General features: G+C 63.5%; 27 protein-coding genes. 10 read left to right on the forward strand and 17 right to left on the reverse strand.

Translation table 11 applies throughout. From position 1 onward, the window contains the following. From MF606_RS19375 to MF606_RS19385, 3 genes are all read right to left on the reverse strand, one after another. The gene (locus MF606_RS19375) at positions 1–972 is read right to left on the reverse strand and encodes a prephenate/arogenate dehydrogenase family protein (protein ID WP_240230963.1); all 972 of its coding nucleotides are present in this window, start codon (positions 970–972) and stop codon (positions 1–3) included. Then, positions 969–2,063: a histidinol-phosphate transaminase gene (hisC, locus tag MF606_RS19380; RefSeq protein ID WP_240230964.1), complete on the reverse strand. Its 1,095-nt coding sequence runs from the start codon at positions 2,061–2,063 to the stop codon at positions 969–971. The genes MF606_RS19375 and hisC overlap by 4 nt, the downstream gene beginning before the upstream one ends. A gap of 71 nt (positions 2,064–2,134) precedes the next feature. After that, complete coding sequence (locus tag MF606_RS19385; RefSeq protein ID WP_240230965.1) at positions 2,135–2,866, reverse strand: class I SAM-dependent methyltransferase; 732 nt, start codon at positions 2,864–2,866, stop codon at positions 2,135–2,137. Positions 2,867–2,970: 104 nt separating this feature from the next. On the opposite strand from MF606_RS19385, the gene gloB reads away from it, so the two are divergent. Together gloB and MF606_RS19395 are read left to right on the forward strand one after the other, a co-directional pair. Next, positions 2,971–3,738, forward strand: coding sequence for a hydroxyacylglutathione hydrolase (gloB, locus tag MF606_RS19390; protein WP_240230966.1), 768 nt, complete (start codon positions 2,971–2,973; stop codon positions 3,736–3,738). Between the two features lie 191 nt (positions 3,739–3,929). Continuing rightward, the gene (locus tag MF606_RS19395; protein ID WP_240230967.1) at positions 3,930–4,181 is read left to right on the forward strand and encodes a hypothetical protein; all 252 of its coding nucleotides are present in this window, start codon (positions 3,930–3,932) and stop codon (positions 4,179–4,181) included. Positions 4,182–4,341: 160 nt separating this feature from the next. Here the strand turns inward: MF606_RS19395 and MF606_RS19400 are convergent, their stop codons facing one another. The 4 genes from MF606_RS19400 to MF606_RS19415 all read right to left on the reverse strand — a co-directional run bounded on the left by MF606_RS19400 (position 4,342) and on the right by MF606_RS19415 (position 7,649). Further along, on the reverse strand, positions 4,342–4,791 hold the full coding sequence (locus MF606_RS19400; RefSeq protein WP_240230968.1) for a hypothetical protein: 450 nt from the start codon (positions 4,789–4,791) through the stop codon (positions 4,342–4,344). Positions 4,792–5,112: 321 nt separating this feature from the next. After that, complete coding sequence (gene fumC / locus MF606_RS19405; RefSeq protein WP_240230969.1) at positions 5,113–6,513, reverse strand: class II fumarate hydratase; 1,401 nt, start codon at positions 6,511–6,513, stop codon at positions 5,113–5,115. A 120-nt stretch (positions 6,514–6,633) separates the two neighbouring features. Further along, the gene (rpmF, locus tag MF606_RS19410) at positions 6,634–6,813 is read right to left on the reverse strand and encodes a 50S ribosomal protein L32 (protein ID WP_240230970.1); all 180 of its coding nucleotides are present in this window, start codon (positions 6,811–6,813) and stop codon (positions 6,634–6,636) included. Positions 6,814–6,932: 119 nt separating this feature from the next. Then, positions 6,933–7,649, reverse strand: coding sequence for a transglycosylase domain-containing protein (locus MF606_RS19415; RefSeq protein ID WP_240230971.1), 717 nt, complete (start codon positions 7,647–7,649; stop codon positions 6,933–6,935). Between the two features lie 134 nt (positions 7,650–7,783). Between MF606_RS19415 and MF606_RS19420 the strand changes: the two genes are divergently transcribed. The 4 genes from MF606_RS19420 (at position 7,784) to MF606_RS19435 (ending at position 10,313) form a co-directional block, all read left to right on the forward strand. Further along, a complete protein-coding gene (locus MF606_RS19420) occupies positions 7,784–8,686 on the forward strand; it encodes a polyprenyl synthetase family protein (RefSeq protein WP_240230972.1) in 903 nt (300 codons plus the stop codon). Between the two features lie 3 nt (positions 8,687–8,689). Further along, positions 8,690–9,319, forward strand: a complete 630-nt coding sequence (locus MF606_RS19425) for an MOSC domain-containing protein (RefSeq protein WP_240230973.1) — start codon at positions 8,690–8,692, stop codon at positions 9,317–9,319. A gap of 10 nt (positions 9,320–9,329) precedes the next feature. Beyond that, positions 9,330–9,812, forward strand: a complete 483-nt coding sequence (locus tag MF606_RS19430) for a YbaK/EbsC family protein (protein WP_240230974.1) — start codon at positions 9,330–9,332, stop codon at positions 9,810–9,812. Positions 9,813–9,956: 144 nt separating this feature from the next. Then, positions 9,957–10,313, forward strand: a complete 357-nt coding sequence (locus tag MF606_RS19435) for a hypothetical protein (RefSeq protein WP_240230975.1) — start codon at positions 9,957–9,959, stop codon at positions 10,311–10,313. 71 nt (positions 10,314–10,384) lie between these two features. Here MF606_RS19435 and MF606_RS19440 read toward each other — a convergent pair whose 3' ends face one another. Beyond that, on the reverse strand, positions 10,385–10,675 hold the full coding sequence (locus tag MF606_RS19440) for a hypothetical protein (RefSeq protein ID WP_240230976.1): 291 nt from the start codon (positions 10,673–10,675) through the stop codon (positions 10,385–10,387). Between the two features lie 271 nt (positions 10,676–10,946). Next, positions 10,947–12,185, reverse strand: a complete 1,239-nt coding sequence (ispG, locus tag MF606_RS19445; protein ID WP_240230977.1) for a flavodoxin-dependent (E)-4-hydroxy-3-methylbut-2-enyl-diphosphate synthase — start codon at positions 12,183–12,185, stop codon at positions 10,947–10,949. A 128-nt stretch (positions 12,186–12,313) separates the two neighbouring features. On the opposite strand from ispG, the gene MF606_RS19450 reads away from it, so the two are divergent. Together MF606_RS19450 and MF606_RS19455 are read left to right on the forward strand one after the other, a co-directional pair. Beyond that, positions 12,314–12,523: a DUF4287 domain-containing protein gene (locus MF606_RS19450; RefSeq protein ID WP_240230978.1), complete on the forward strand. Its 210-nt coding sequence runs from the start codon at positions 12,314–12,316 to the stop codon at positions 12,521–12,523. A gap of 64 nt (positions 12,524–12,587) precedes the next feature. Next, positions 12,588–12,890, forward strand: a complete 303-nt coding sequence (locus MF606_RS19455; protein WP_240230979.1) for a YkvA family protein — start codon at positions 12,588–12,590, stop codon at positions 12,888–12,890. Positions 12,891–13,061: 171 nt separating this feature from the next. On the opposite strand, the gene pyc is transcribed toward MF606_RS19455, so the two are convergent. From pyc to MF606_RS19475, 4 genes are all read right to left on the reverse strand, one after another. Next, a complete protein-coding gene (gene pyc, locus MF606_RS19460) occupies positions 13,062–16,502 on the reverse strand; it encodes a pyruvate carboxylase (RefSeq protein WP_240230980.1) in 3,441 nt (1,146 codons plus the stop codon). Positions 16,503–16,605: 103 nt separating this feature from the next. Then, complete coding sequence (locus tag MF606_RS19465; protein WP_240230981.1) at positions 16,606–17,022, reverse strand: protein tyrosine phosphatase family protein; 417 nt, start codon at positions 17,020–17,022, stop codon at positions 16,606–16,608. Between the two features lie 172 nt (positions 17,023–17,194). Continuing rightward, positions 17,195–18,706: a putative bifunctional diguanylate cyclase/phosphodiesterase gene (locus MF606_RS19470; RefSeq protein WP_240230982.1), complete on the reverse strand. Its 1,512-nt coding sequence runs from the start codon at positions 18,704–18,706 to the stop codon at positions 17,195–17,197. Between the two features lie 203 nt (positions 18,707–18,909). Next, positions 18,910–19,956 (reverse strand): glycine betaine ABC transporter substrate-binding protein, encoded by a 1,047-nt coding sequence (locus MF606_RS19475; protein WP_240230983.1) that lies wholly within the window; start codon positions 19,954–19,956, stop codon positions 18,910–18,912. A gap of 229 nt (positions 19,957–20,185) precedes the next feature. Between MF606_RS19475 and MF606_RS19480 the strand changes: the two genes are divergently transcribed. Then, positions 20,186–21,391: an ABC transporter substrate-binding protein gene (locus MF606_RS19480; RefSeq protein ID WP_240230984.1), complete on the forward strand. Its 1,206-nt coding sequence runs from the start codon at positions 20,186–20,188 to the stop codon at positions 21,389–21,391. Between the two features lie 68 nt (positions 21,392–21,459). After that, complete coding sequence (locus MF606_RS19485) at positions 21,460–22,056, forward strand: class I SAM-dependent methyltransferase (RefSeq protein WP_240230985.1); 597 nt, start codon at positions 21,460–21,462, stop codon at positions 22,054–22,056. 131 nt (positions 22,057–22,187) lie between these two features. Here MF606_RS19485 and MF606_RS19490 read toward each other — a convergent pair whose 3' ends face one another. The 4 genes from MF606_RS19490 to MF606_RS19505 form a co-directional block, all read right to left on the reverse strand. After that, complete coding sequence (locus MF606_RS19490; protein WP_240230986.1) at positions 22,188–22,850, reverse strand: RES family NAD+ phosphorylase; 663 nt, start codon at positions 22,848–22,850, stop codon at positions 22,188–22,190. Further along, the gene (locus MF606_RS19495; protein ID WP_240230987.1) at positions 22,847–23,374 is read right to left on the reverse strand and encodes an MbcA/ParS/Xre antitoxin family protein; all 528 of its coding nucleotides are present in this window, start codon (positions 23,372–23,374) and stop codon (positions 22,847–22,849) included. Before MF606_RS19495 ends, MF606_RS19490 begins: the two co-directional genes overlap by 4 nt. Positions 23,375–23,592: 218 nt before the next feature. After that, positions 23,593–24,876 carry a branched-chain amino acid ABC transporter permease gene (locus tag MF606_RS19500; RefSeq protein WP_240230988.1) on the reverse strand — a complete coding sequence of 428 codons (1,284 nt, stop codon included), beginning with the start codon at positions 24,874–24,876 and terminating at the stop codon, positions 23,593–23,595. Continuing rightward, on the reverse strand, positions 24,873–25,877 hold the full coding sequence (locus MF606_RS19505) for a branched-chain amino acid ABC transporter permease (RefSeq protein WP_240230989.1): 1,005 nt from the start codon (positions 25,875–25,877) through the stop codon (positions 24,873–24,875). Before MF606_RS19505 ends, MF606_RS19500 begins: the two co-directional genes overlap by 4 nt. Between the last annotated feature and the right edge of the window lie 2 nt (positions 25,878–25,879).

Below are 25,879 nucleotides of genomic sequence, written 5' to 3' on the forward strand. Positions count from 1 at the left end.
CTAGGCGTCGTCGCCGCCGCCATGCTCGCGCACGAACGGCACGTCGGGCACCGGCGGCGCCTCGTGCGGTCGGCCGAAGTCGGGTGCTGCGGTTTCCTGCCCCGCCGAGATGATCGAGCGGCGAATGGCGCGGGTGCGCGTAAACATGGCCTCGAGCGCCGGACCGTCCCCGGTGCGTACCGCGCGCTGCAATACCGACAGGTCCTCGGAGAACCGCCCCAGCATTTCGAGCACCGCATCACGATTGGTCAGGAACACGTCGCGCCACATCACCGGATCGGACGCTGCGATACGGGTGAAGTCGCGGAAACCCGAAGCCGAAAACTTGATCACTTCCGACTGCGTTGCCGCTTCGAGATCAGCCACCGTGCCCACGATATTGTAGGCCACCAGATGAGGAATATGGCTGGTGATTGCCAGCACCATGTCGTGGTGCTGCGCATCCATCACCTCGACCTGGCTGCCCATGGCGCGCCAGAAGCCGGCCAGCTTTTCCGTCTTGGCCGGATCGACCTCCGCACCAGGCGTCAACACGCACCAGCGCCCGGCGAACAGCTCGGCAAACCCCGCCGACGGCCCCGAATGCTCGGTACCCGCGATCGGATGGCCGGGGATGAAGCTCACGCCGTCAGGCACATGCTGCTCCAGCACCTTGACCACATGCCCCTTGACCGACCCCACATCCGACAGGATTGCGCCGGTCTCCAGCGCCGGCGCAATCGCCTTGATCACGCCCTCATAGGCGCCCACCGGCGTGCAGATGATGACCAGGTCTGCGCCGCGCACCGCTTCGGCGGCGTCAAGCGTATAGACATCGCCCAGGCCCAGCTCGTGGGCCTCGTCCAGCGTTTCCTGCTTGCGCGTCGAAATGGAGATGACCTCCACCAGCCCCTGCCGCCGTGCCGCCAGTGCGATGGACGAACCGATGAGGCCGATGCCGATAAGGGCGATCTTGCGAAAATGAACGCTCATGAAATCTTGACCAATGCCTTGAGGATGCCGGCAACGCCGCGCATCGCCTGCTCCGAACCGATGGAAATGCGCAACCCATTAGGAATGCCGTAGGACTGGCCGATTTCGCGCACAATCAAGCCGCGCTCACGCAATGTCTCGAACGCCTTGGCGGCAAAATCACCGTCCGGAAACAGCACCATGATGAAATTGGCCTGGCTGGGCACCACGCGCATGTAGTTGGAGTGCAGCTCCGCCGTCAGCCAGTCCCGCCACTGGGCATTGTGCGCCTTCAGCCGGGCGTTGAACTCGACGTCGCGCGTGGCCGCAGCCCCCGCCAGTTGCGCCGGCAGGTTGACATTGAACGGCCCGCGAATGCGGTTGATCGCATCAACCACATGCTCGGGACCCACCATCCAGCCAATGCGCGCCGCCGCCAGCCCCATCTTGGAGAACGTGCGGACCATGACCACGTTCTGCGCTTCCCCGACGAGGTCGAGCCCCACCGAGTAGTCGGCGGCTGTGACATATTCGGCATAGGCGCTGTCGATGACCAGCAGGATATCGGGCCGCAGCCCGGCATGCAGGCGCCGCACTTCGGCATCGCTGAGATAGGTGCCGGTCGGATTGTTCGGATTGGCCAGCCAGACGATCTTGGTCCTGGGCGTCACCGCCGCCAGCAGCAAATCCACATCGGCCGTATAGTCGGCCTCTTCGACCATGACGATCTTGGCGCCGGCCGCCTTGGTAATGATCGGATAGACCGAAAAGCCGTAGCGGTTCATCACCGCTTCGTCGCCGTCTCCGAGATAGGTCTGAGCCAAGAGGTGCAGCAGGTCGTCCGAGCCGTTGCCACAGACGATGCGCTCCGCATCGATCCCATGCACCTCGGCCAGCGCGGTCCGCAGGATCTTCGAGGACCCCTCAGGGTAGATTTCGAGATGCCCTGCCGCTGCCCTGAACGCCTCGATCGCCTTGGGGCTGGCCCCCAGCGGGCTTTCGTTGGCGGAGAGCTTGACGGCATTGCTCCCCGGCGCACCGGATTTGCCGGGCAGATAGGGGGCAATATCGAGAATGCCGGGTTGCGGAACGGGACGGATTTCGTCGGACATGATGGGATACGCTGGGCGGAAAAACCGCGCGGACCATAGTCAAACTGGCAAAGGATAGCAAAGGGGGAGTGCTACCCCTGGCGCGCCGTCGCCGCGCTCAGGCCCGGCACCCGCACGAAGCGCTCCTCGCGCTTGCGCCGCGGCACCGCCGGAAATGCCTCCTTGCGCGCCCGCACACAGATGACCCCGCTCATCGCCGGACCGAACAGCCGGCCCACCCGCTCGAACACACGGGTGGATTTGAGCACCAGCGAGCTCTGGAACGGCGGCAGGAACAGCCCGTCGCGCCAGGCCTCGGGCACGAAGCTGTGGTCGCGCAGCAGCTTGTCGAGCTGGCCGCCCGAATAGGGATTGCCCGAGCCGAACGGAGTATTGTCGCGCTGCGCCCAGATGCCCCGCCGGCGCGGCACCACCAGGATCAGGTGTCCGTTGGGCGCCGTGATCCGCCACAGTTCACGCATCAGCTCCTCGTCATCGGCCACGTGCTCGATCGCGTGGATGGCGATGGTCAGGTCAATGGCGGCATCGGTCAGCGGCATTTCCAAGGGATCGCACAGCACCGTGCGCGACGGCCCTTCGCGTGGCCAGGCCGAAGCGCCCTGTCGCGCCGGCATGAAAGCCAGCACGCGCTCGGCCTTATCGAGCCCGAAGCGCAGATAGGGCGTGGCAAACCCCAGGCCCAGAACACGTTTGCCCGTCACGTCGTCGGCCAGCCCCAGGACTTGCTCGCGCACCAGGGCGCGCGAAATGCGGCCGAGCGGCGATTTGTAATAGGCGATGAGGCGGGTGACGTCGGCGGTCATGGCTGCAAGTTTGCCGGTTTCCCAAGGACTTGTCCAATTGAGCGGTTGTCATGTGCGGCCTCGCCCCCTAGCTTTCAAGCATTCTGTTTGCTGGGAGTTCTGCCATGGGTCTGATCGTCGATGTCTTTTCGGCTCGCACCGACAATTTCGGCTACCTGGTCCATGACACGGCCACCGGTCGCACCGCCGCGATCGACGCGCCGGAGACCACCGCGATTCGCACCGCCTTGCTGCATCGCGGCTGGAAACTGACCGACATTTTCATCACCCATCACCATCTCGACCATGTCGAGGCCATTCCCGAACTCAAGGCCGAGTTCGGCGCCCGCGTCGTCGGCCCTCGCGCCGAGGCCGACAAGATATCCGGGCTCGATGAACTCGTGGCTGGCGGCGACACTGTCACCCTGGGTGAAACCACGTTCGACGTCTATGACGCGCCGGGGCACACGCTCGGTCACGTCGTCTTCCACGATAAGGCCGGCAAGCACCTCTTCACCGCTGACGCGCTGTTTTCGCTCGGCGTCGGCCGCATGTTCGAAGGCACCCCCGGCCCGATGTGGGAAGGTGTCAAATTCCTGCGTAGCCTGCCCGACGACACCTTGGTCTATTGCGGCCACGAATACACCGCCAGCAATGCCAAATTCGCGCTCTCCATCGACCCAGACAACGCCGCCCTGCAGACGCGCGCCGCCGAAGTTGCCACCCTGCGCGCCGCCGGCAAGGCGACCATCCCCTTCCCGCTCGGCGAAGACAAAGCCGCCAACCCCTTCCTGCGCGCCGACGATCCGGTCCTGGCCAGACACTATGGCCTCGAAGGCGCCGACCCCGCCGAGGTGTTCGCCGCCATCCGCAAGGGCAAGGACAACTTCTAGCCCCAAGCCGCTTCGCGCAGCCGCCACGCGGTGGATCAACCCACAGCGGTAACCTTTCACGCTTTTAGGAGCGGAAAGCGTTAACAAAACGTTAGCATTTGGCACGCCGATTGCCCCTAATAGGGCATAGGGCCAGATGACCTGTTTCAATTCGAGACATACTGGCCCGCTTTGACACAGCGAGGTCGAACATGTCCGATTTCGAGACCAAACGCGCCGGACTGCCCGTGGCCCTCGAGCCATCGCGCCCACGCCCCTCGCTCTTGCGCAACCAGACCACCGCCGTCTTCGTCAGCCAGTTGCTCGCCGGGCGCCATAACCTGCCACCGCAGCGCGCCCGCCGTCGTAGCAGCACCGAAGGCGCCATCGGCGCCTATGCCTACGGCGCCAAAGTGGCGATCAAACGCATGCCCATGGGCTACCGGACCACCATCGTCGCCTAGAAGCGGAAGGGATTGGTCGAGACAAGCCCCCGATACTCCCCACCCACCGGCGTTCCCTCGGACTTGATCCGAGGGCCACCATCGGCATGGCACGTGCAACGAGAGGCCCCTCCGATCAAGTCCGAGGGCAACGCGGTGTGTTTGGAAGAGTTGACGCGCCTCAGTTCATCGTGACGTCGCGGCCGGCGCTGGTGATCGACACCGTAAAGCCGGCGACCACGTCGATGAGGCTCATCACCATCAAGAGGAAGAACACCGAGCTCGACGCCGCCCCGATGAGCAGGAATTCGATCAGGAACACCACGAACAGCACCATGGAAAGCATGTGCTCCATGATCGATGCCCGGCCCGAATTGGTCGACTTCAGGATTTCGAGAAACAGCGCGATAATGCCGATGACCAAAAGGAAATCGCCCGCGGTCAGCGCCCACGGCGTCCCCGAAACCATGGGGATGGAGAAGAGCCCGTTGCTCCAGCCGGCCGGCGAGCCGCCGAAGAACAGGAACGCGGCGATATTGTAGAGCACGAACGGCACCACCAGCAGCGGCGGAATAAACGGCCCGCGCGATCGCGGCACAGTATGGGTCGGCATGATCACGGTCTCGCTCATGGCAGTGGCTCCGGTTCGACCGCGGCACCATGCCAGAGGTGTCATGGCGGGGGAAGGGGCACAAAGTCACCATGCCCATGAACCACCTGCAACGGATTGCGCCCTATGTCCGGATGTCTCAGTCGTCTTCCCTCCCCCTTGTGGGGAGGGAAGACGAGATAGGACTTAGCGTTTGCTAAGTCCGTTGAATCGAGCAGGGTGGGGGTATCTCTCAGCATGCCCGGTGCTCGTGACTCATCCCCACCCTTGATCCCTCCCCACAAAGGGGGAGGGAGACGACTGAGAGAACGGGTCAGGCCAACACGGCGAAGGCGGTCAGATCTACTTCTTGAGCTTGAGCGGCCCGACCATCTGCTCGGGCTTTACTTCAGCGTCGAATTCCGCGCCGGTCAGCAGACCCAGATTGATCGCTTCCTCGCGCAAGGTCGTGCCGTTCTTGTGCGCGGTCTTGGCGATCTTGGCGGCGTTGTCATAGCCGATCTTGCGGTTGAGCGCCGTCACCAGCATCAGCGACTGGTCGACGAGTTGCTTGATCCGCGTCCGATCGGGCTCGATGCCAATAGCGCAATTGTCGTTGAAGGAGCGCGCCGAATCGGCCAGCAGCCGCACCGATTGCAGGAAATTGTAGGCAATGACCGGCTTGAACACGTTGAGCTCGAAATTGCCCTGTGACGCGGCAAAGCCGATGGCCGCGTCATTGCCCATCACATGCGCCACCACCATGGTCATGGCTTCCGACTGGGTCGGATTGACCTTGCCCGGCATGATCGACGAACCGGGTTCGTTTTCGGGAATGGTCAATTCGCCGAGACCCGAACGCGGGCCCGACGCCAGCCAGCGCACGTCATTGGCGATCTTCATGAAGGCGACGGCCAGCTGCTTGAGCGCACCCGACGTACCGACAAACGCATCATGGCCCGCCATGACGGCATACTTATTCGGCGCCGTCACGAAGTCGTGCCCCGAGAGCGTTGCGATTTCCTTGGCCACCGCCACGGCATAGTCGGGATGAGCATTGAGGCCCGTACCCACTGCCGTGCCACCCAGCGCCAACTCCTTGAGCTGCGGAATGGTCGCCTTGATAGCCTTCACCGCCAGATCGATCTGCGCCACCCAGCCGCTCATTTCCTGGCCCAGCGTCAGCGGCGTCGCATCCTGCAAATGGGTACGGCCGATCTTGACCACATCCATGAACTCTTCAGCCTTGGAATTAAGCGTGTTGCGCAGGACTTCGACGCGCGGAAACAGGTAATTTTCGAGCGCCTCGACCGCCGCAATATGCATCGCCGTCGGATAGGTGTCGTTGGACGACTGGCTCATGTTCACATGGTCATTGGGATGCACCGGCTTCTTGGAGCCCATGACGCCACCCGCCATCTCGATGGCGCGGTTCGAGATAACCTCGTTGACGTTCATATTGGACTGGGTACCCGAGCCGGTCTGCCACACCACCAGCGGGAAGTGCTCGCCCAGGCGGCCCTCGATCACCTCATCGGCCGCCGCAACGATCAGGTCGCGCGTCTTTTCGTCGAGCAGCCCCAGCTTGTGATTGGCCAGCGCCGCCGCCTTCTTGAGGATGCCGAAGGCGGTGATGATTTCCTTGGGCATCTTCTCGCCGCCAATATCGAAGTTGGCCAGGCTCCGAGCCGTCTGCGCGCCGTAATACTTGTCAGCAGGCACATTGATGGTGCCCATCGAGTCCGATTCAACGCGCATGGTCATGACTAGTCTCCGAAAAGGGCCGCTTCTGCTGGCGGCAAGGCAAAACAAAACGGCCGACCCCTAAGGGATCGGCCGCTGCAATATCAGAAAGGAGCGCACAGCGCCGCCAGTCTTTTAGGCTTATTTCTTGACGTCGAGGACTTGGCGACCGCGATACATGCCGGTCTTGAGGTCCACGTGATGCGGGCGGCGCAGCTCACCCGAATCCTTGTCTTCAACATAGGATGCGGTGGCAAGAGCGTCGGCCGAGCGGCGGAAGCCGCGCTTCATCGGCGAGGTCTTTCGTTTTGGCACTGCCATGGTCGGTACTCCGAATTCAATATCGTTGCGCCGCCAGAGCGGCCCAGAGACGTAGCTCTGAAGGGATTGACGGGCTCTATAGAGGAAGAGAAGGACCTTGGCTAGGGGGTTTGTGGACGCTAAAGCGCCAACCGGCCACCCTCTCCCACACAATTGGCGCGCGCGCCATATTCACCGACCCGTGCCTCGATAATTCCGGCAATCCGCACCATCCCCGCCGATGGCCGGCCCGGCTTTCGCAGCATCGGATTGGGCAGTGCCGTCACCAGCAGTGTCGCCCTGCGCCAGTCGAGGTTCTGCGGCTCGACCCCAAACGCCCGCTCGGCCCCCGCCGCCACGCCAAATTGCCCCTCCGGCCCCCATTCGGCGATATTGAGATAGATCTCCATGATGCGCCGCTTGGGCAGCACCAGATCGACATAGATGGCGAGTGGCACTTCCAGCGCCTTGCGCACCACGCTCTGGCCATTCCATAGGAACAGATTGCGCGCCACCTGCATGGTGATGGTCGAGGCGCCCCGTGCGTCCTCACCCTCCATATAGCGCCCCACCTCCTCGCGCAGCGCGCCGAGGTCAACCCCCCAATGCCGGCAGAATTGCCCATCCTCGGACAGGATCACCGACGCCTTCAACCGATCGGAAATATCCCCCATATCGCGCCACTGCCGCACCACCGGCCGGCCCGTGACATAGCGCTCCAGCATCGGCACCGAGATGGGATCGACAAACAGATAAACCGGCGTCAGCACCACTGGAATGGCAACCAGAATTGCCAGGACAATGGCAATGGGCCGGATGAGCCGCCAGATGCCTTTGGGTTTGCTGCGTCGCGCCATGGTGCTTCCATACCCACGACGTCATTCCCGCGAAAGCGGGAATCTCCCTTCCGGTTAAGAGGGATTCCCGCTTTCGCGGGAATGACACAGTAGACGCTTGCCCGCCTTCCCCCAAACCGGCTAGCAACAACGCCATGTATGATTTTGCTGCCGACATCGCCGATTGCGCCAAAGCCGTCGAAACAGCGCTCGAACGGCAATTGGTCGCCGGCCCGCTCTCGGGCCCCGGCCCGGCTCCCGACCGACTGGTCCGCGCCATGCGGCACGGCAGCCTCGAAGGCGGCAAGCGCCTGCGTCCGCTGCTGGTCCGCCAGGCCGCCGCCATCTTCAACGTGCCTGCCGCTCAATCGCTGGTCCCCGGCCTCGCCGTCGAGATGATCCATTGCTATTCGCTGATCCATGACGACCTGCCCGCCATGGACGATGACGACCTGCGCCGTGGCCGCCCCACCGTGCACAAGGCCTTTGACGAGGCCACCGCCATCCTGGCCGGCGACGCCCTGCTGACCCATGCCTTCGGCCTCCTCACCGATGCCGCGTGCCATCCCGATGCCTCCGTCCGCATTGCGCTGGTCAGCGAGCTCGTGGCGGGTTCCGGCGCCGGTGGCATGGTCGGCGGCCAGATGTGGGATATCGAAGGCGAAAGCACGTCGCTGTCGCTGGACGAAATTTCGGGCATGCAGGCCATGAAAACCGGCGCGCTGATCCGCGCCAGCGTCCGCATGGGCGCCATTCTCGGCGGCGCCGACGCCCGCACCCTTTCGGCGCTCACCGCCTATGCCGAAGCCGCTGGACGCGCCTTCCAGCTCGCCGACGATATCCTCGACGTCACCGCCACATCAGAAGCCATGGGCAAGGCCACCGGCAAGGATGCTGCCCACGGCAAGCAAACCCTCGTCGCCCAGCTCGGCCTCGATGGCGCCCGCGCCCGCCTCACCCAGACGGTCAACGAAGCGCTCTCGGCCCTGCGCACCTTCGGCCCCAAGGCCGATGGCCTGCGCGCCACCGCCCGCTATTTTGCCAGCCGGGAGAATTGAGCCATGGCCAAGCTGCTCAGCATCAATGTGGGCACGGCGCAGCACATTCCCGGCTACACGCCGCTAACCGGCATCGTCAAAATGCCGGTCGTCAGCGCCGCCATCGACCGCCAGGGCATGGCAGGCGACGCCATCTGCGACCGCCAGCATCATGGCGGCGCAGATCAGGCCATCTATGTCTATTTCGCCGACGACTACCAGTTCTGGGCCGATACACTCGGCCGGCGCATCGAACCGGGCACTTTCGGTGAAAACCTCACCATATCGGGTGTCGAAGGCCGCAATGTCGCCATCGGCGACCGCTTCACCATCGGCCCGGTGCTGCTGGAAGTCACCTACCATCGCACCCCCTGCATGACCTTCGCTGCCCGCATGGGCGATCGCACCTGGGTCAAGCGCTTCCATCGTGCCGGTCGCCCCGGTGCTTACTGCCGCGTGTTGGCGCCCGGTATCGTGGACAGCGGGGCGCCCGTCGAGCACCTGCCCTATGCCGGCGCGCGGGTGACCGTGAGCGAACTCATGGCCCTAGATGGCAGTGAGATCGACCCCGAATTCATGCGCCGCGCCCTCACCACCCCGATCCGCGAGAAAACGCGCTTCAAATACGAAACCCGCCTCGCCAGCCTGTTCTGAAAGCCTCCCCATGAGCCTCCAATCCGTCCAAGCCGACCTCGCCCTGCGCGCCCCCGACCTGGTGGTCATGGTCACCGAGGCGTCCACGGCCACGGTGCAAACCGCAGCCGTGGTCCATGATTGCGAACCCGGCCAGATCGCCAAGACCCTGTGCATCCGCGTCAATGGCGAGGTCCTGCTGCTGGTCACCCGCGGCGATGCGCGTCTCGACAACCAGAAATCCAAAGCCGCCTTTGGCGGCCGCCCGCGCATGCTGGGCGCCGAAGAAGTCGAGCAATTGACCAGCCACAAGGTCGGCGGCGTCTGCCCCTTCGGCCTGCCCGGCCCGCTACCGATCTTTATGGACAGCTCGCTTAGGGTTTATGACGAGGTCATCCCCGCCGGCGGCGACACCCACGCCTCGGTCCGCCTGACCGTCGACCACCTCGCCGCCCTCTGCGGCAACAAATGGGTCGACGCCTGCCAGCCGCCTGCTCTGGCCGAGGCAGACTGACTTCACACCCACCGGCCGTCACCCTCGGGCTTGACCCGAGGGCGCTTCACTTCAATCACGGCTCAGCAAGTGCAGAGCCCTCGGGTCAAGCCCGAGGGTGACGATCGCGTTGGTTGGTGCTTTAGTGATCACGTGGAGTTTCAGATGCTCGCTTTGCTCATCATCGTCACCGTGATCTCCGCGGCCATCGGCACCGGCTTCTCCGTCGCCGGCATCTTCTTCCCCGGCTTCATCGTCAAGGACGGCGAAGGCTCCCACACTGTCCGCGTCTTCGCCTATTACGGCGCCGCCCGCTCGCTGGCCGTGCTGCTGGTCATCCTCTGGGCCGCCTTCCGCGCCGACGCCACGGCCCTCGTCTGGCTGGGAACCCTATCGGCCATAGTCCAACTCATCGACGCCACTGTCGGCACGCAAACCGGCAAGCAACACGCCATTTGGGGGCCACTGGGCGTGGGGGCGGTACAACTGCTAGTGGTGCTATTGGCGTTCTGGTTCATTTGATGGCGGTCAAATCGTCATCGGGCAAACGAGTTCTTCGCGTTATCGTGGGGTTGGTTTTCGCCCTACTGGTCCTACCAACGGCATTCTTTGTCTATGCCTGCTACCAGCCACATCTGCTGCTCAATCCCCTTACCCGCCACCTCTATCCACAACGCGAGGCCACGCGCGGGGCAAGGATTAACCTCATTCCAGATATATTTGTTGAGGGTGAGAGAGATGAGCAGGTGATACCCCGCCTGCTCGACGCTGGCTTTAAGCGCTGGAATATTGACGCTGATGCCACGGATCGGCCAAGCCGCGAGCAAACTTACTACATAGGTGCGGGCGGCAATATCGCCTGCGCTTATGATTTTTTCATCCATGTCAGCTTCAGTCTGGACGGGAGATTGCTTACTGCAGAGAACGAAAGTTCCTCCACCTGCCTATAAGCCTACTCCATCGCCGTGTACTCTGCCGGAACCGGCCGCGTAGCAGTGCTTACCGCGAACCCAACCCACCAGCTCCAGGAAGTCGGTTGGGCCACATCGGTTGATCGCCACTCATTGCACGGTAATACATGAACACCAGAACCAGCCCAAGGAATGTGATGGTCAGCGTAAGCCGCCAATTTATGCGTCGCACAGCACCACCACCCTACTCCGCCGCCTCTCGCCCCTGCCCGAACTTGCGCTCGATATAATCTGCCACCATCACCTTGAACTGATCCGCCACATCAGCCCCGCGCAGGGTCGTGGCCTTTTCACCATCGATGAACACCGGCGCCGCCGGCGTCTCGCCGGTGCCCGGCAACGATATGCCGATATTGGCGTGCTTGCTCTCGCCCGGTCCATTGACGATGCAGCCCATCACCGCCACCGACAGCGTTTCGACGCCGGGATAGCGCTCTTTCCAGTCCGGCATCGAGGCGGTCAGGTGATCCTGAATGTCCTTGGCCAGGTGCTGGAAGGTATTGGACGTGGTGCGGCCGCAGCCCGGGCACGCCGCCACGACAGGCAGGAACTGGCGGAAGCCCATGGTCTGCAGCAATTCCTGCGCCACCTTAACCTCGGTGGTACGATCGCCGCCCGGCTCGGGCGTCAGCGAAATACGGATCGTGTCGCCAATGCCCTGCTGCATCAGAATGCCCAAAGCCGCCGAAGAGGCCACCACGCCCTTGGTGCCCATGCCGGCCTCGGTCAACCCCAGATGCAGCGCATAATCGCAGCGCGCGGCGAGGTCCTGATAGACCGCGATCAGGTGCTGCACGTCCGAGACCTTGGTCGAGAGGATGATCTTGTCGCGCCCCATGCCCAGCTCTTCGGCGCGGCGCGCCGACAGCAGCGCCGATTGGATGATCGCCTCGCGCTGCACCGCGGCGGCCGAAATCGGCGCTTCCGAGGCGGCATTCTCATCCATCAGCTTGGTGAGAAGTTCCTCGTCGAGCGAACCCCAGTTCACCCCGATACGCACCGGCTTGTCGTATTTGTTGGCAATCTCGATCAGCGTCGAAAACTGCGTATCGCGCTTGGCCTTGAAACCCACATTGCCCGGATTGATGCGATACTTGGCCAGCGCCTCGGCGCAGGCCGGATGATCTGTAAGAAGCTTGTGGCCGATATAGTGGAAGTCGCCCACCAGCGGCACGTCATAGCCCATAAAGGCCAACCGATCGCGGATGATGGGTACCGCCGCTGCAGACTCGTCGCGGTCAACAGTAATGCGGACGATTTCCGAGCCGGCCCGCGCCAGCTGCATCACCTGCTTCACGGTCGCATCGATATCGGCCGTATCGGTATTGGTCATGGATTGCACCACGACCGGCGCCCCGCCGCCGACGACCACGCCGCCGACATTGACACCCACCGATTGCCTGCGCTCCAACGGCCCGGCCATGCAACACCTCGAAAGTCTGATGACAAGAGAAATAGGCTGCCGAGACTATCGACGCAATGTTTCTCGGTGATGTCGAACCGACGCACCCCCGCTCGTCGTATGCTGTGAAACCCCAAAGGAGATCACCCATGAGTTTCCAGGCCTATCTCGACAATGTCCAAAAGCAGACCGGCGTCTCGCCCGACGAATTCATTGCCCTGGCTAAAGCCAAGGGCTTCACCAAGCCCGGCACCAAGGCCACCCCGATCACCGATTGGCTCAAGGCCGATTATGGCCTCGGGCATGGCCACGCCATGTCCATCGTCAAGCTGCTGCGGGAGCGTGGCGGGCTGACCTAACCATATTGCGATGATGTGATCGCCCCGGTCTTGAACCAAACCAGAGCGAGGCCATTTACAGGGCATGTTCAAGATGATCCTCCCCCGCCTCGTCCTCTTCCGCAAAGAAGTCGTCCAGCTTTGGAAGGCCTTCTGGGCGCCCGAGACCCCGTTCTACCTCAAGGCCGCAACGCTGTTCACGGCGTTCTACCTGGTGAACCCGATCGACCTCATCCCCGATCTGGTGCCGTTTGCCGGCTGGATCGACGACATCGTGCTGGTGCCGCTCATGGTCAGCTGGATCGTCTCGCGCCTGCCGGTCAAGGTGAAGGCTGATCACCGCGAGCGCAATGACCGCGTCATCGAAGGTCGCGCCCGCCGGCTTTAGGCTGGAGCACAGCTTCCCGACCCTACGGTCTCCCGTCATTGCCCGGCTTGTCCGGGCAATCCACCCATCCACATTCGTCGAAGCGTGGATCACCCGGACAAGCCGGGTGATGACGGTGGATGAGATATCCCACGCCAAACACTAAAAGGCCCGGTCTCCCGGGCCTTTCGATCATTCAAACCGAACCAGCAAGTCCTTGGCATCGATCTGATCGCCCGGCTTGATCAGCAGCTCCGCCACCACGCCATCGACCTCGGCATGGATGGCCGTTTCCATCTTCATTGCTTCGATCGAGCACAGCACGTCGCCAGCAGCGACCTTCTGGCCTTCCTTCACATTGAGCGTCGAAATCACCCCCGGCATCGGCGCGCCGACCTGCTTAGTGTCGCCAAGCGCAGCCTTGGCGCGAACCTTGACCTCGCCGACCTTCAGCCGATCCGGCACCAGAATCGTGCGCGGCTGGCCGTTGAGGTCGAAGAACACCCGCACTTCGCCCTTCTCATTGGTCGGGGCGCGGCCGAGATACTGCAGCACCAGCGTCTTGCCCTTCTCGATATCGACGAACAGCTCGTCGCCTTCCGAGAGACCATAGAAATAGACCGGCGTCGGCAGAACTTCGGTCGGACCGTAGCGATCCTGGGTCTTCTCGAAATCCGAATAGACCTTGGGATACATGAGGTACGAGGCCAGCCGGAAATCGTCGATCGGATGACCGACCTCTTCGGCAATCTTCTTGCGCTCGGCCTCAAGGTCGACCGGCTTGAGGTAGGAACCCGGGCGCTCCGTAAGCGGCTTCTTGCCCTTGAGCACCTTCTTTTGAAGTTCCTTGGGGAAGCCGCCCGGCGGCTGGCCCAGGTCGCCAGCAAAGAAGCCGACCACCGAATCGGGGAAAGCGATATCGCGCTTGGGGTCTTCGACATCGGCCCGCGTTAGCCCCGCCGAAACCATGGCCAGGGCCATGTCGCCGACCACCTTCGATGATGGCGTCACCTTGACGATATCGCCGAACATCTGGTTGACGTCGGCATAGGTCTGCGCGACCTCGTGCCAGCGGGTTTCGAGACCCAGCGAGCGCGCCTGCTCCTTGAGATTGGTGAACTGCCCGCCCGGCATTTCGTGCAGGTAGACCTCGGAGGCCCCGCCCTTGAGATCGCTCTCAAAGGCCCGATACTGCGTCCGCACCGCTTCCCAATAGAACGAAATCTGGCGGATCGCCCGGGCATCGAGCCCCGGATCGCGCTCGCCACCGGCCAGGGCCGCCACGATCGAACCCAGCGTTGGCTGGCTAGTGGTGCCGGATAGCGCATCCATCGCCGCGTCGATCGCATCGACACCCGCATCCACTGCCGCCAGCACCGTTGCCGAAGCCGCGCCCGACGTATCGTGGGTGTGGAGGTGGATCGGCAGATTGGTCTCGTTGCGCAAAGTCGCAATCAGCTTCTTGGCCGCGGCGGGCTTCAGCAGCCCCGCCATATCCTTGAGCCCGAGCACATGCGCACCGGCTTTTTCCAGCTCCTGCGCCAGACCCACATAATATTTGAGGTCATACTTGGCCCGGTCAGGGTCGAGCACGTCGCCGGTATAGCAGATGACGCCCTCGGCGACCTTGCCCTCCTCGATGACAGCATCGAGCGACACACGCATGTTCTCGACCCAGTTGAGGCAGTCGAAGACGCGGAAAATATCGACACCGCCAACGGCCGCCTGCTTGACGAAGAACCTGACGACATTATCGGCATAGTTGGTGTAGCCGACGCCATTGCTCCCGCGCAGCAGCATCTGCGTCAGGATATTGGGCGCGCCCTCGCGCACCTTGGCGAGGCGTTCCCAGGGATCCTCGTTGAGGAAACGCATCGATACGTCGAAGGTCGCGCCGCCCCAGCATTCGAGCGAGAAAAGGTTCGGCAGGCCGCGAGAATAGGCTTGCGCGATACGGGTGATGTCGAAGCTGCGCATACGCGTGGCCAGCAAGGACTGATGGGCATCCCGCATGGTCGTGTCGGTGAAAAGCACCCGCTTCTGCTTCTTCATCCATTTCGCCAGCCCCGCCGGACCATCGCGATCCAGAACCTGCCGGCTGCCGTCGATCTCAGTGAGCACACCAAAGTCCGGCACAACAGGCGCCGCAGCCTCCGCCGGTGGCCTGGGCCGGTCGCGCACTTCGGGATGCCCGTTGACCGTCACATCGGCGATATAGCTCAGGAGCTTGGTCGCGCGATCCTTGCGCGGCTTGAAGTTGAACAGCTCCGGCGTCGTATCAATGAACCGCGTCGTGTAGCGGTTCTCGACGAAATCGGGGTGGGTAATGATGTTCTCGAGGAAACCCAGATTGGTCTGCACGCCGCGAATGCGGAATTCGCGCAGCGCGCGATGCATGCGGGCAATCGCCTCTTCGGCTGTCGGCGCCCAGCAGGTGACCTTTTCCAGCAGCGGATCATAGAACCGCGTAATCACCGCGCCGGCATAGGCGGTGCCGCCATCGAGGCGCACGCCAAAGCCGGTGGCGCCGCGATAGGCGGTGATGCGGCCATAGTCGGGAATGAAGTTCTGCTCGGGGTCTTCAGTCGTCACGCGGCACTGGATGGCATTGCCGTTGAGATGGATGTCCTTCTGCAGCGGCACGCCCGATTCCGGCGTGCCGATGACAGCGCCATCGAGCAGATGAATCTGCGCCTTGACGATGTCGATACCGGTCACTTCCTCGGTGACGGTGTGCTCCACCTGAATGCGCGGATTGACCTCGATGAAGTAGAACTTGTCGGTATCGGCATCCATCAGGAATTCGACCGTGCCGGCGCCGCGATAGTTGGCGGCATTGCCCAGTCGCACCGCCGCGTCGGTCAGTTCCTTGCGCACCGCGTCGCTGAGATAGGGCGCGGGCGCCCGCTCCACCACCTTCTGGTTGCGCCGCTGCACCGAGCAATCGCGCTCATAGAGATGCACCAGATTGCCGTGATCGTCACCGATCAGCTGCACTTCCACGTGCCGGGCGCGCTCGACCAGCTTTTCGAGGTACATCTCGTCCTTGCCGAACGCCGCCTTGGCCTCGCGCTTGCCCTCGGAAACTTCCGAGATCAGCGACTTCTCATCCATGATGCGGCGCATGCCGCGCCCGCCGCCGCCCCAGCTCGCCTTGAGCATCAGCGGATAGCCGATTTCGGCCGCCAGCTTCTTGATCTCGTTGGGATCGTCAGGCAGCGCCTCGGTTGCCGGCACCACCGGCACTTTGGACGCAATCGCCATATTGCGCGCCGCAACCTTGTTGCCGAGGTCGCGCATGGTCTGGGCGCGCGGACCGATGAAGATGATGCCCGCGTCCTCGCAGGCGTCGACGAATTCCGGCGATTCCGACAGCAGCCCATAACCCGGATGGATCGCATCGGCGCCCGAGATGCGGGCAATCCGGATATATTCGTCGATCTGCAGATAGGCCTCGACCGGGCCCTTGCCCTTGCCGATCAGATAGGCCTCGTCGGCCTTGAAGCGGTGCAGCGCCAGCTTGTCTTCTTCGGCATAGGCCGCCACCGTCTTGAGCCCCAGCTCATTGGCGGCGCGGAACACGCGGATGGCGATTTCGCTGCGGTTAGCGACGAGGATTTTCTTGATGGGCATATATGTCCGTCCGAGCAGGAGGGGTTAGGGACCGTGTCAGGTCCGGCTCAGGTATTAAACGGACGGCTGACGACGGTTGCCCGTCCAACCGCCGAAAACAAAACTAGCTGCGGCTCAGGTGACCGGCGAGATGGCTCATGTCGTAGCCGGCTTCCGCCGCCTGCGAAATGATCTCGCTGGCATCGAGTTCCCCCGCCTGGCTCAGCGCCCACAGCGTGGTCGAGCGCGTCCCCGAACGGCAGAAGGCAAAGACCGGACCCGCGCTCCCCTCGAGCACGGATTTGGTCTGTTCGACCATGTCGGCGGAAACGCCTTCACGGCCCAGAGGAATGGCATAATAGGCGAGCCCGGCCGCCTTGGCGGCAGCCTCGATTTCGGCACCTTCTGGCTGGTCGGGCGATTCCCCGTCCGGACGATTGTTGACGATGGCGACGAAACCGGCGGCTTTGAGCGCTGCGATATCAGCGGGCTGTATCTGCCCCGAAACGCTGACGTGATCGTTGATCCGCTTCAAATCCAAATCACTACTCCCGCTGCCACTTCCAGGCTTCCCCGGCCCCCTTATATCCGTCCGCTTGCGCTCGACGCAACTGCGACTGAAGGATAGCTGTCGTGAAGCTGTCACGCTGCTGAAGTGTTTTTTGCTCCCAAACAGCGCCGCGCGTAGTTGTTCTGTGCTTGCCTTGCTTGACCTACGCTGCCTGGTCGCGCCCCGATGCCACAGCGCGGAGCGGCTGCGGCCGGCCCAGCAGGTAGCCCTGGAAGCCGGTACAGCCAGCGAGCTTGAGCTTGGCCAGTTGCTCCTGCGTCTCGATGCCCTCGGCCACCACCTCGACCGGCAGCGAGCGGGCAATGTCACAGATGGCCGAGACAATCATGGCGTCGATCCGGTTGGCGTCGAGATTGGCCACATAGGTCCGGTCGATCTTGATGATGTCGAAATTGAAGCCACGCAGATATTGCAGGCTGGCATGGCCCGCACCGAAATCGTCGATGGCAATGCGCACGCCCAGCGCCCGCAACGCATCGACATTGGCCAACTCGATGCCGCCGGTGCGCAGCGGCACCGTCTCGGTGATCTCGACGATGATGCGCGCCGGGTCCGTCGCGGTCTCGGCCAGTACGGCCGCAAAGCGCGGGGCGAAATCGGCATGCCGTAACTGTGCCGGCGACACATTGACCGCCACCGATTGGCTCAGTGCCGGCAGGTCCGCGCAAGCCCGCCGCAAAACCCATTCGCCCACCTTGTCGATCAGGTCGCTCTCCTCGGCGATCGCGATGAACTGCGCCGGCGGGATCATGCCGCGCACCTTGTGCCGCCAACGGATCAGCGCCTCGTGCGATTTGATCGCCATATCGGCGTCGAATACCGGCTGGTAGTGCAGCTCCAGCTCATCCATCAGCAGCGCCGCCCGCAATTCGCGCTCGACGAAACGCCGATGGCGCTCATCGCCAAGCATATCGGCATCGAAGGCCACCACGCAGCGCCGACCGGTCTTCTTGCCCTTGTAGAGCGCCAGATCGGCCTTGGAGATCAGCTCGTCCACGTCGGTGGCATCGAGCGGCGCCAGCGCCACCCCGATCGTGGCCGCCAGCCGCACCGGCCGGCCGGCGATACCCACGGGCCGATCGAGACGGCGCAACAGTTCTTCGCCCAGACGCTTGAGCGCCGGCTTGTTGTCATGCCCCATCACGGCAATGCCGAATTCGTCGCCGCCCAACCGGCCGACCACGGCCCCCGGCAGCATTTCGCGGATCGTCGCGGTCAGGTGCAGCAGCGCCGCATCGCCCGCCCCATGGCCGGCGCTGTCGTTGAGCACCTTGAGGTTGTCCATGTCGAGCTGCATATAGCCCACGGCCCGGTCCGAGCCGTGATAGACCTCGTTGCGCAGTGTCTCGAGAAAGAAGGAGCGGGTCGCCACTCCAGTCAGTGCATCGCGATGCACCGACGCCATAATGTCGCGCGTCGCCCGTCCAGCCGCAGCGACCCGCCGGCTGAGCATGCGATAGCCCAGAACCAGCGCTGTCGAAACCGCGACTGCCGCCAGCAGCACCACTGCTGGCAATGTCCCACCATGCAAGGGTAGCCAACCCAGCAGAGCCAGCAGGCTCGCCAGGACGATAACCACCACCACGGCCGCCACGCTGACCGCGACATGCCGATACCCAACCAGAATGTTGCCGAGCGCGTAGTCGCGACGCATATGCTCAAAACCCAGTTCGGCCCTTTAGCCAGACCGCCTGCACTTATCGGGCCGAAGGCGTGAACAAAGCGTAAAGCTAGATAAAAAATCGTTGTATTACATAAGGTTAATCATGAAAATGCGGTGCGATCAGAAATTCTAGCGGGCGAGGATGACGGTCGTGCGAGGTGGGCGGGGAAGTCCTTGGCAACGTGAACGCGCAGTTAAGGCGCCCCAGCGCCCACCCAGCCGCCCCAGATATCCCGACGGCCGGCGACAAAGCGGTCCGCGACGCCCTCGACCGTTGCGCCCGGCTCGTTGAGCTGGGCAAGCAGCGCATCCATTTCGCTGAGCGGCAGGCTGGTGCGCTGAAAATACGACGCGATCGCCGGTGTGTCGGTGAATACCCATTCGCTGAGCGCCACCACCACCGTCTCAGTCGGAAAGGCCGTGGCAACGGGCGTCGGGCAGGCAAGGCGCGCCAGGCACTTGGCTGCCTCTTCGTCATAGGCACCCATGTCTAGCGCCACGAAATCGAACTGCGCCAGGATCGCATTTGGCCGCCAATAATAGAACAGGATCGGCTCGCTTCGGCTCACCGCCTCGGCGATCAGCGTATCCATCTCGAAGCGGTTGGCAGGTTCGACAATCTCGACTGCATTGCCCAGCCCATAGGCGGCGATCAGGTTGCGATTGATCAGCGCGCAGGCCCAGTCCGCCGGGCAGGAGATGAACCGCACCTTGGCCCCGCCATTGAGCGTCGGCGCCGCCGCCGTCAGCCCGGCAGCCGTCGTCAGTTCAGGATGCCCCAGCGCCACATAGCCGGGAATGAACCAGCCCTCGAACTGGCTCTCGGCATAGGTCGGCGCCGCCGGCCGCACCTTCTGCGCCTCGACACCCGCATTCCACACCTCGGCGATACGCGTCACCCACATTTCCGGCGCCACCGCCGGCTGCCCTGTGGAACCCATGGACGAGCCGGTCGCCGCCAGGTCACCCGGCGTCACCCGCACGTCGCAGCCGAATTCTGCCGCCAGCAGCCGCGCATGGATTTCGGCGAGGATTTCAGCCGAAGGCCAGCTCATCCGCGCGATATTGATCGGCTGGGTGCCGCAGGGTGGTGGCGGCGCCGCGGGATCAGCAGGCGCTGTTTCCGCAGCGGGCGCCGCTGCGTCCTGCGCCTGATCCAGCACGGTGATCTGCGCCAGCGCCGGCATTGCCGTCAGCCCCGCCAGCAGCAGCGCCGCCCCGCTCGATAGCCATGCCTTCATCGGCGCGCCACTCCCGTCCAAGGGCATCACTCTATGCAAAAACCGCCCGTATTAAGCAACATCGCGGGCGGTCTGCTTTGCCAATCAATACCCGGTGACTCTGCCCAAACAAATGTGCAACAGTCCACCCCAGCGGGGCGCGGGTTGCGCCCCCTTATCGCGTTGTTCCGTATGGAAAGATTGGCCCAGGCAAGGGCCGCCCACGGATCAACCCATCAGAGGGACCTACATGCTCAATCTCAACAAAACGCTGACCCTGGCTGTTGCCGCCTCGACGCTCGCTGTCGCCGCGCCCGCCATCGCGCAGGATACCGGTGCCACCATCGGCTTTATCGGCGGCTTCACCGGCCCGATTGAATCGCTGACGCCGCCGATCTTTGCCGGCGCCGAACTCGTCGTGAAGCAGATCAACGAACAGGGCGGTATCCTGGGCGGCGAACTCAAGCTCATCTCGGCTGACGGCGCTTGCGACGCAACTGCCGCTGCCGCTGCTGCCGACAAGGTGATCAACACCGACAACGTCACCGCCGTCGTCGGCGCACTCTGCACCGGCGAGACCATCGGCGCCTTCAACGGCTCGGGCCTGTCGGGCAATGTCGTGTTCGTGTCGCCCGCGTCCTCGGCTCCGGCCCTGACCACGCTGGAAGACAACGACCTCGTCTACCGCACCACCCCGTCCGACGCCATGCAGGGCGTGAAGATGGCTGACCTGCTGCTCGCCAAGGGCGTCAAGGACATTGCCGTCACCTACGTCAACAACGACTACGGCAAGGGCCTCGCCGATGCCCTGGCCGCTGCTTACACCGCTGGCGGCGGCACGATCGCTGCCAACGTCGCCCACGAGGAAGGCAAGGCCGACTACCGCGCCGAGCTGGGCAACCTCACCGCGTCGCAGAACCTGGTGATCCTCGCCTACGCCAACGCCTCGGGCAACACCATCCTGCGCCAGGCCGTCGAATCCGGCAACTTCACCCTCTATGTCGGTGGTGACGGCATGATCGGCGACGATCTGCTGACCGGTATCGACGCCGCCGCCGTCGAAGGCATGATCGCAACCCGCGCCGGCGCTCCGGCCGGCACCGCGACCACGACCTATACCGACCTGGCTACCGCTGCCGGCATCGAAGCCAACGCGACCTATGCTCCTCAGGCTTACGACGCCGCGTTCCTGCTGGCTCTCGCCATCGAGAAGAACGGTTCGACCTCGCGTGACGGCCTCTCGGCTGCCCTGCGTGACGTTGCCTCCGCTCCTGGCGAAAAGATCCTGCCCGGCGAATGGACCAAGGCTGTCGAGCTGATCAAGGCCGGCACCGACATCGACTATGACGGCGCCGGTGGCGCGCTCGACTTCGACGCCGCTGGCGACGTTGACGGCATCATCGTCGAGCTGGCCGTCGAAGGCGGCACCTTCGTCGAAAAGGGCGAAATCCAGTAAACTGGGTCGACCCGAAAATTACGAAGGCCCGGGAGCGATCCCGGGCCTTTTTCTTTAGAGGAGCCACCATGCCAGACGCCGAAACATTGAAATTCTATGCGGAGAACGCCGCCGAATATGTGCAGCATGGCGTCGGACAGCGCTTTCCGGAGCTCGAAGCGTTTCTCTCCCGCTTGCCGGTCGGCGGCGATGTGCTTGAGCTGGGCACAGGCAGCGGTCGGGATGCCGCGGTCATGCGGGCGGCCGGCTTCGCCGTAACCCCGTCGGACGCCTCCCCCGAACTGGCCGCGCAAGCCGAAGCTCTCCTCGGTCGCCCCGTACGGATCATGGCCTTTGACGAGCTCGACGAGGTCGCTGCCTATGACGGCGTCTGGGCCAGTGCCTGCCTGCTGCACGCTCCACGCGACGAACTAACCGCCGACCTCACCCGTATTTTCACCGCCTTACGCCCCGGCGGCTGGCTGGTCGCCAGCTTCAAAGCTGGCGGCGGCGAGGGCCGCGACCAGCTCGGCCGCTACTACAATTATCCTGATAACGCCGAGCTGCGGGCCCATTTCGACGCCGCCGCCGATTGGGCAAATCTTACCCTCAGCGAACGTGACGGCGGTGGTTACGACAACAGGCCCACGCGCTGGCTCTGGGTAGAGGCCCAGAAGACGGGTTGAGCCACAGCGCTTGCACACTCACGATATCATTCCGGGGAAGGCCGGAATCTATATCCGTAGCGCTCCGCGACATCCAGCTTGAGTAAGTCACCGCCTGGATTCCGGCCTTCGCCGGAATGACCCGCGGGCAATTACACAGCCTCACTCAATCGCCGCACAGTGACGGTCGGACTATCAACCTCAACGGCGATGTCGAGATGCTCCCCCTGCGCCACATCGAGCACCTTGCTGGGCCGATAGGCCACGACATTGGTCCCGCCGCGATGGCGCAGGCTGTCAAACACCAGCCCGTCTCCGCCGGCAGCCCGCTCGGCCTCGCCATAAGCCTGCCCGGCCGCGTAATCGGCGCTGGCATAGAGCGGCCCACCCTGCCCGCGTAAATCCTCGTAGCGACCCTCGATCCGGCAGTGATAGCTGCGATAGGTCCGGGTCAATCCGGGCACCTTGCGATCCGCCGCTTCGCGCCGCAGGTGATGCGCCACCTCGGCCACAGCGGTATTGATGGCCGCCGCCGCATACCACGCCCCCAGCTCCGGCCCGGAGAACCGCCCGCCGCTGACCGGCGCATGCAGGAACGCCGCCATGACGATACTCGAATTGGCCCGCCCGAACACCCATTCGCCCTGCGGCAAGCGCGCCAGACGCTCGGCCACCAGCCGGTCATTGGTCCAGCCGGCCAGTTCCATGACCGCCTCGGCATCGGCCACCGTCGCGACCGTATCGAAGAGGCCAATAGGCGGAAATCGCGAAGGGATCAGCCGATAGGCCGGCCGTGGTGCTGCGATACGGCTCATTGCCAGACGATGCCGCTGTCGTCGATCGGAGTGAAATCGAGGTCGATCCGGTTGGGCGGCATATAGAGCCCGCCACGCGCCGCATCGAGAAAGCGCCGGACGGTCAGCAGGCCATCCTGTGACCCGCTGGTAACCAGCGCCAAAGGCGGCTGTCCGCCGAAGACCGGCGCGGCATGCGGCCCCCGCAACCAGCCCATAGCCTCGGCCGGATCGGCGAACAGCACGCCCAGCGCCTGATGAATGCCCAGCACCGCCGAAATCCGGGTCAGCACATCCGCATCGAGCGTCAAGCTCTCCTGCATTCGCGCCTTGGCGGTCCAGTGATGAAAGGTCGAACGCGCCGGATACCCCAGGACCAACCGCCGCTGTTCCTCATTGAGATCCCAGAGATCGGCAATGGCCAGAAACGCCCGCAGGCCCGGGCCGCTCAGCCGCCGCCGATTGTCCGGCAGGAAACGCGACGCATCGAGCCGGTCGGGACCTGCCGCCACCGTCTGCCGAACCATCCGCGCTACCTTTGCCATGTCAATCTCCTTAGTGCGCTACATTTAGTCCAATATTGGACTAAATGCAAGATTGGACGCGAGCGACTGAGTATGACTTCGTAACCTCTCCCTTTGGGGGAGAGGTCGGATCGCTCTTGCGAGCCGGGTGAGGGGCCTTTTCTTGATGCGATACGGAGGAAGACCCCCTCACCCGGCGCTGTGCGCCGGCCTCTCCCCCAAAGCGAGAGGTGAGAGTTCTAGGTGTCCCGTTTCACCGCTTCGGGGATCAGTCCCTTGGGCGCGAACCTGAGCGCGATAGTGATCACCAGCCCGAGCACGAAGACGCGCATCTGTGCCGAGCGCGACTCGATCTCGGGAATGGCGCCCCAGCCGGCATTGGTCGACCAATAGCTCACCATCTCAAAAACGGCCTTGGACAGCGGTTCGGAAATGACCCAGATCAGCCAGATCAGCACCGCACCGAACACCGCGCCCCAATTGTTGCCGGCGCCGCCAACGATGATCATCACCCAGATCAGGAAGGTGTGGTTGATCGGCTGATAGCTCGACGGGTCAAAGATCTGCGTGAAGCTCACCAGCATCGCCCCGCCAATGCCGATCAGCACCGAGCCGAAGACGAAGATTTCGAGCTGTCGCGCCGTGACATTCTTGCCCATCGAGGCGGCCGCGATATGGTTGTCGCGGATCGAGCGCATCATGCGCCCCCAGGGGCCGGAATAAGCGCGCGAGATCAACCAGATCGCGAGGACCAGCACGGCGATGGCCAGCAGCAGGAAACCGCCGCGCGCCAGCAGCAGCGACGAGAACAGGTCCGAACCGGTGGCCTGGTAATCCTGCGGCAAGGGCGTCGGCCACGGGATCGGCGACACGGTCAGCGTACCGCGCGTCAGCCAATCCATGTTCTTGATCAGCGCCCGGATGATCTCGGAAATGCCGATCGTGGCAATGGCCAGGTAGTCGGTGCGCAGACCCAGCGCGATCTTGCCCACGATGAAGGCGATGACTGCCGCCAGCACGCCGCCGAACAGCCAGCCCAGCACCGGATGGGCGCCCAACCCGCCGACAAAGCCGGCATTGGCCTCGATATAGGCCGCGGCCGGGTCGATCTGGCTGCGATAGACACAATAGGCCACGAACCAGGCCAGCACGGTCACGACAGCCTTCCAGCGCCCGGTAATGCCGACGCGATGGCTCTGCTGCGCCCCGATGACCAATAAGGCGCCGGCCGCAAAGGCGATCAGCGCCCGGCCCAGCATCCAGGGACCGTCCGAGCCCCAGAATTGCGGATTGATGGGGTAGGAGATGAAGGTGACGGCAAAGCCGCCCAGCATCAGGAAGCCCATAATGCCGAAATTGAACAGCCCGCCATAACCCCACTGGATGTTGAGGCCGAGCGCGATCAGCGAATAGGCCGTGGCTTCCACCAACCGGCTCGAGGTGAACGGCAGGCCCATGAGCCAGCCAACCACCAGGATCAGCACGAACAGCCCGGCGAACAGCGTCAGGGACCGCTGGATCATGACGAGGCTCCCTTGAAGATACCGGTCGGCCGCACCAGCAGCACCACGACCAGGATCACGAAGGCCACGGTGAGCTTGTATTCGGTGGGCACCAAAGCCAGCGTCGCGGGCAATTGCGCCCATTCCGGCAGCACGGCATTGAGCGGCCGCAGCACCATGGTCCAGTTGAACACGGCCAGCGACTCGGCAAAGCCGATCAGCAGGCCCCCTGCAATGGCGCCGTAGGCCTGGCCGAGGCCACCGACGATGGCGGCGGCGAAGATGGGGATGATGATGTTGAAGGCCAGATCCGGCTTCAGCGTCACGTCGAGCGCCAGCATGGTGCCGGCCATGCAGGCCAATGCGCCCGCGACGATCCAGGTGACCCGCACCACCAGCGTCGTATTGATGCCTGAGACCTGCGCCAGATCGGCATTATCGGCCATGGCGCGCATTGCCTTGCCCAGCCGCGACCGCGTCAGGAACAGATGCAGCGCCAGCACCGAAATGACGGTCACGATGATCATCAGCAATTGCGGCTCGGTGATCACGAGTGGCCGCGTCGATCCCAGGAAGGCCGTGTCGATGCGGAACACTTCCTTGGTTTCCGTCTCGAAGAACGAATAGCTGCCGGCGCCGAAGAACAGGCGGATCAAGCCTTGGACCATGAGCGTCACACCGATCGAGGCGATCAGCAGTGTCACCGGCTTGGCCCCCCGCTTGCGCAGCGGCGCATAAAAGCCCTTGTCGATGCCGAGCGCGAAGATCGCCGATATCACCATGGCTATCGGCAGCACCACGAACCCGGTCGGGATCGGGGTCACGATGCCCCAGCTCGCGAACATTGCCGCCAGCAGGAAGGCAAAGAACGCGCCCGAAGTCATCAGCTCGGAATGGGCAAAATGCGCGAACCGCAGGATGCCGAAGACCAGCGTGATGCCGACCGCCCCGAGCGCATAGATGCATCCCAGCACCGCGCCGGCGATCACCACCTGATTGATGAAGAAAACGAGTTCGGTCACGG

It is taken from the genome of Devosia lacusdianchii (assembly GCF_022429625.1).
Lineage (GTDB): Bacteria > Pseudomonadota > Alphaproteobacteria > Rhizobiales > Devosiaceae > Devosia > Devosia lacusdianchii.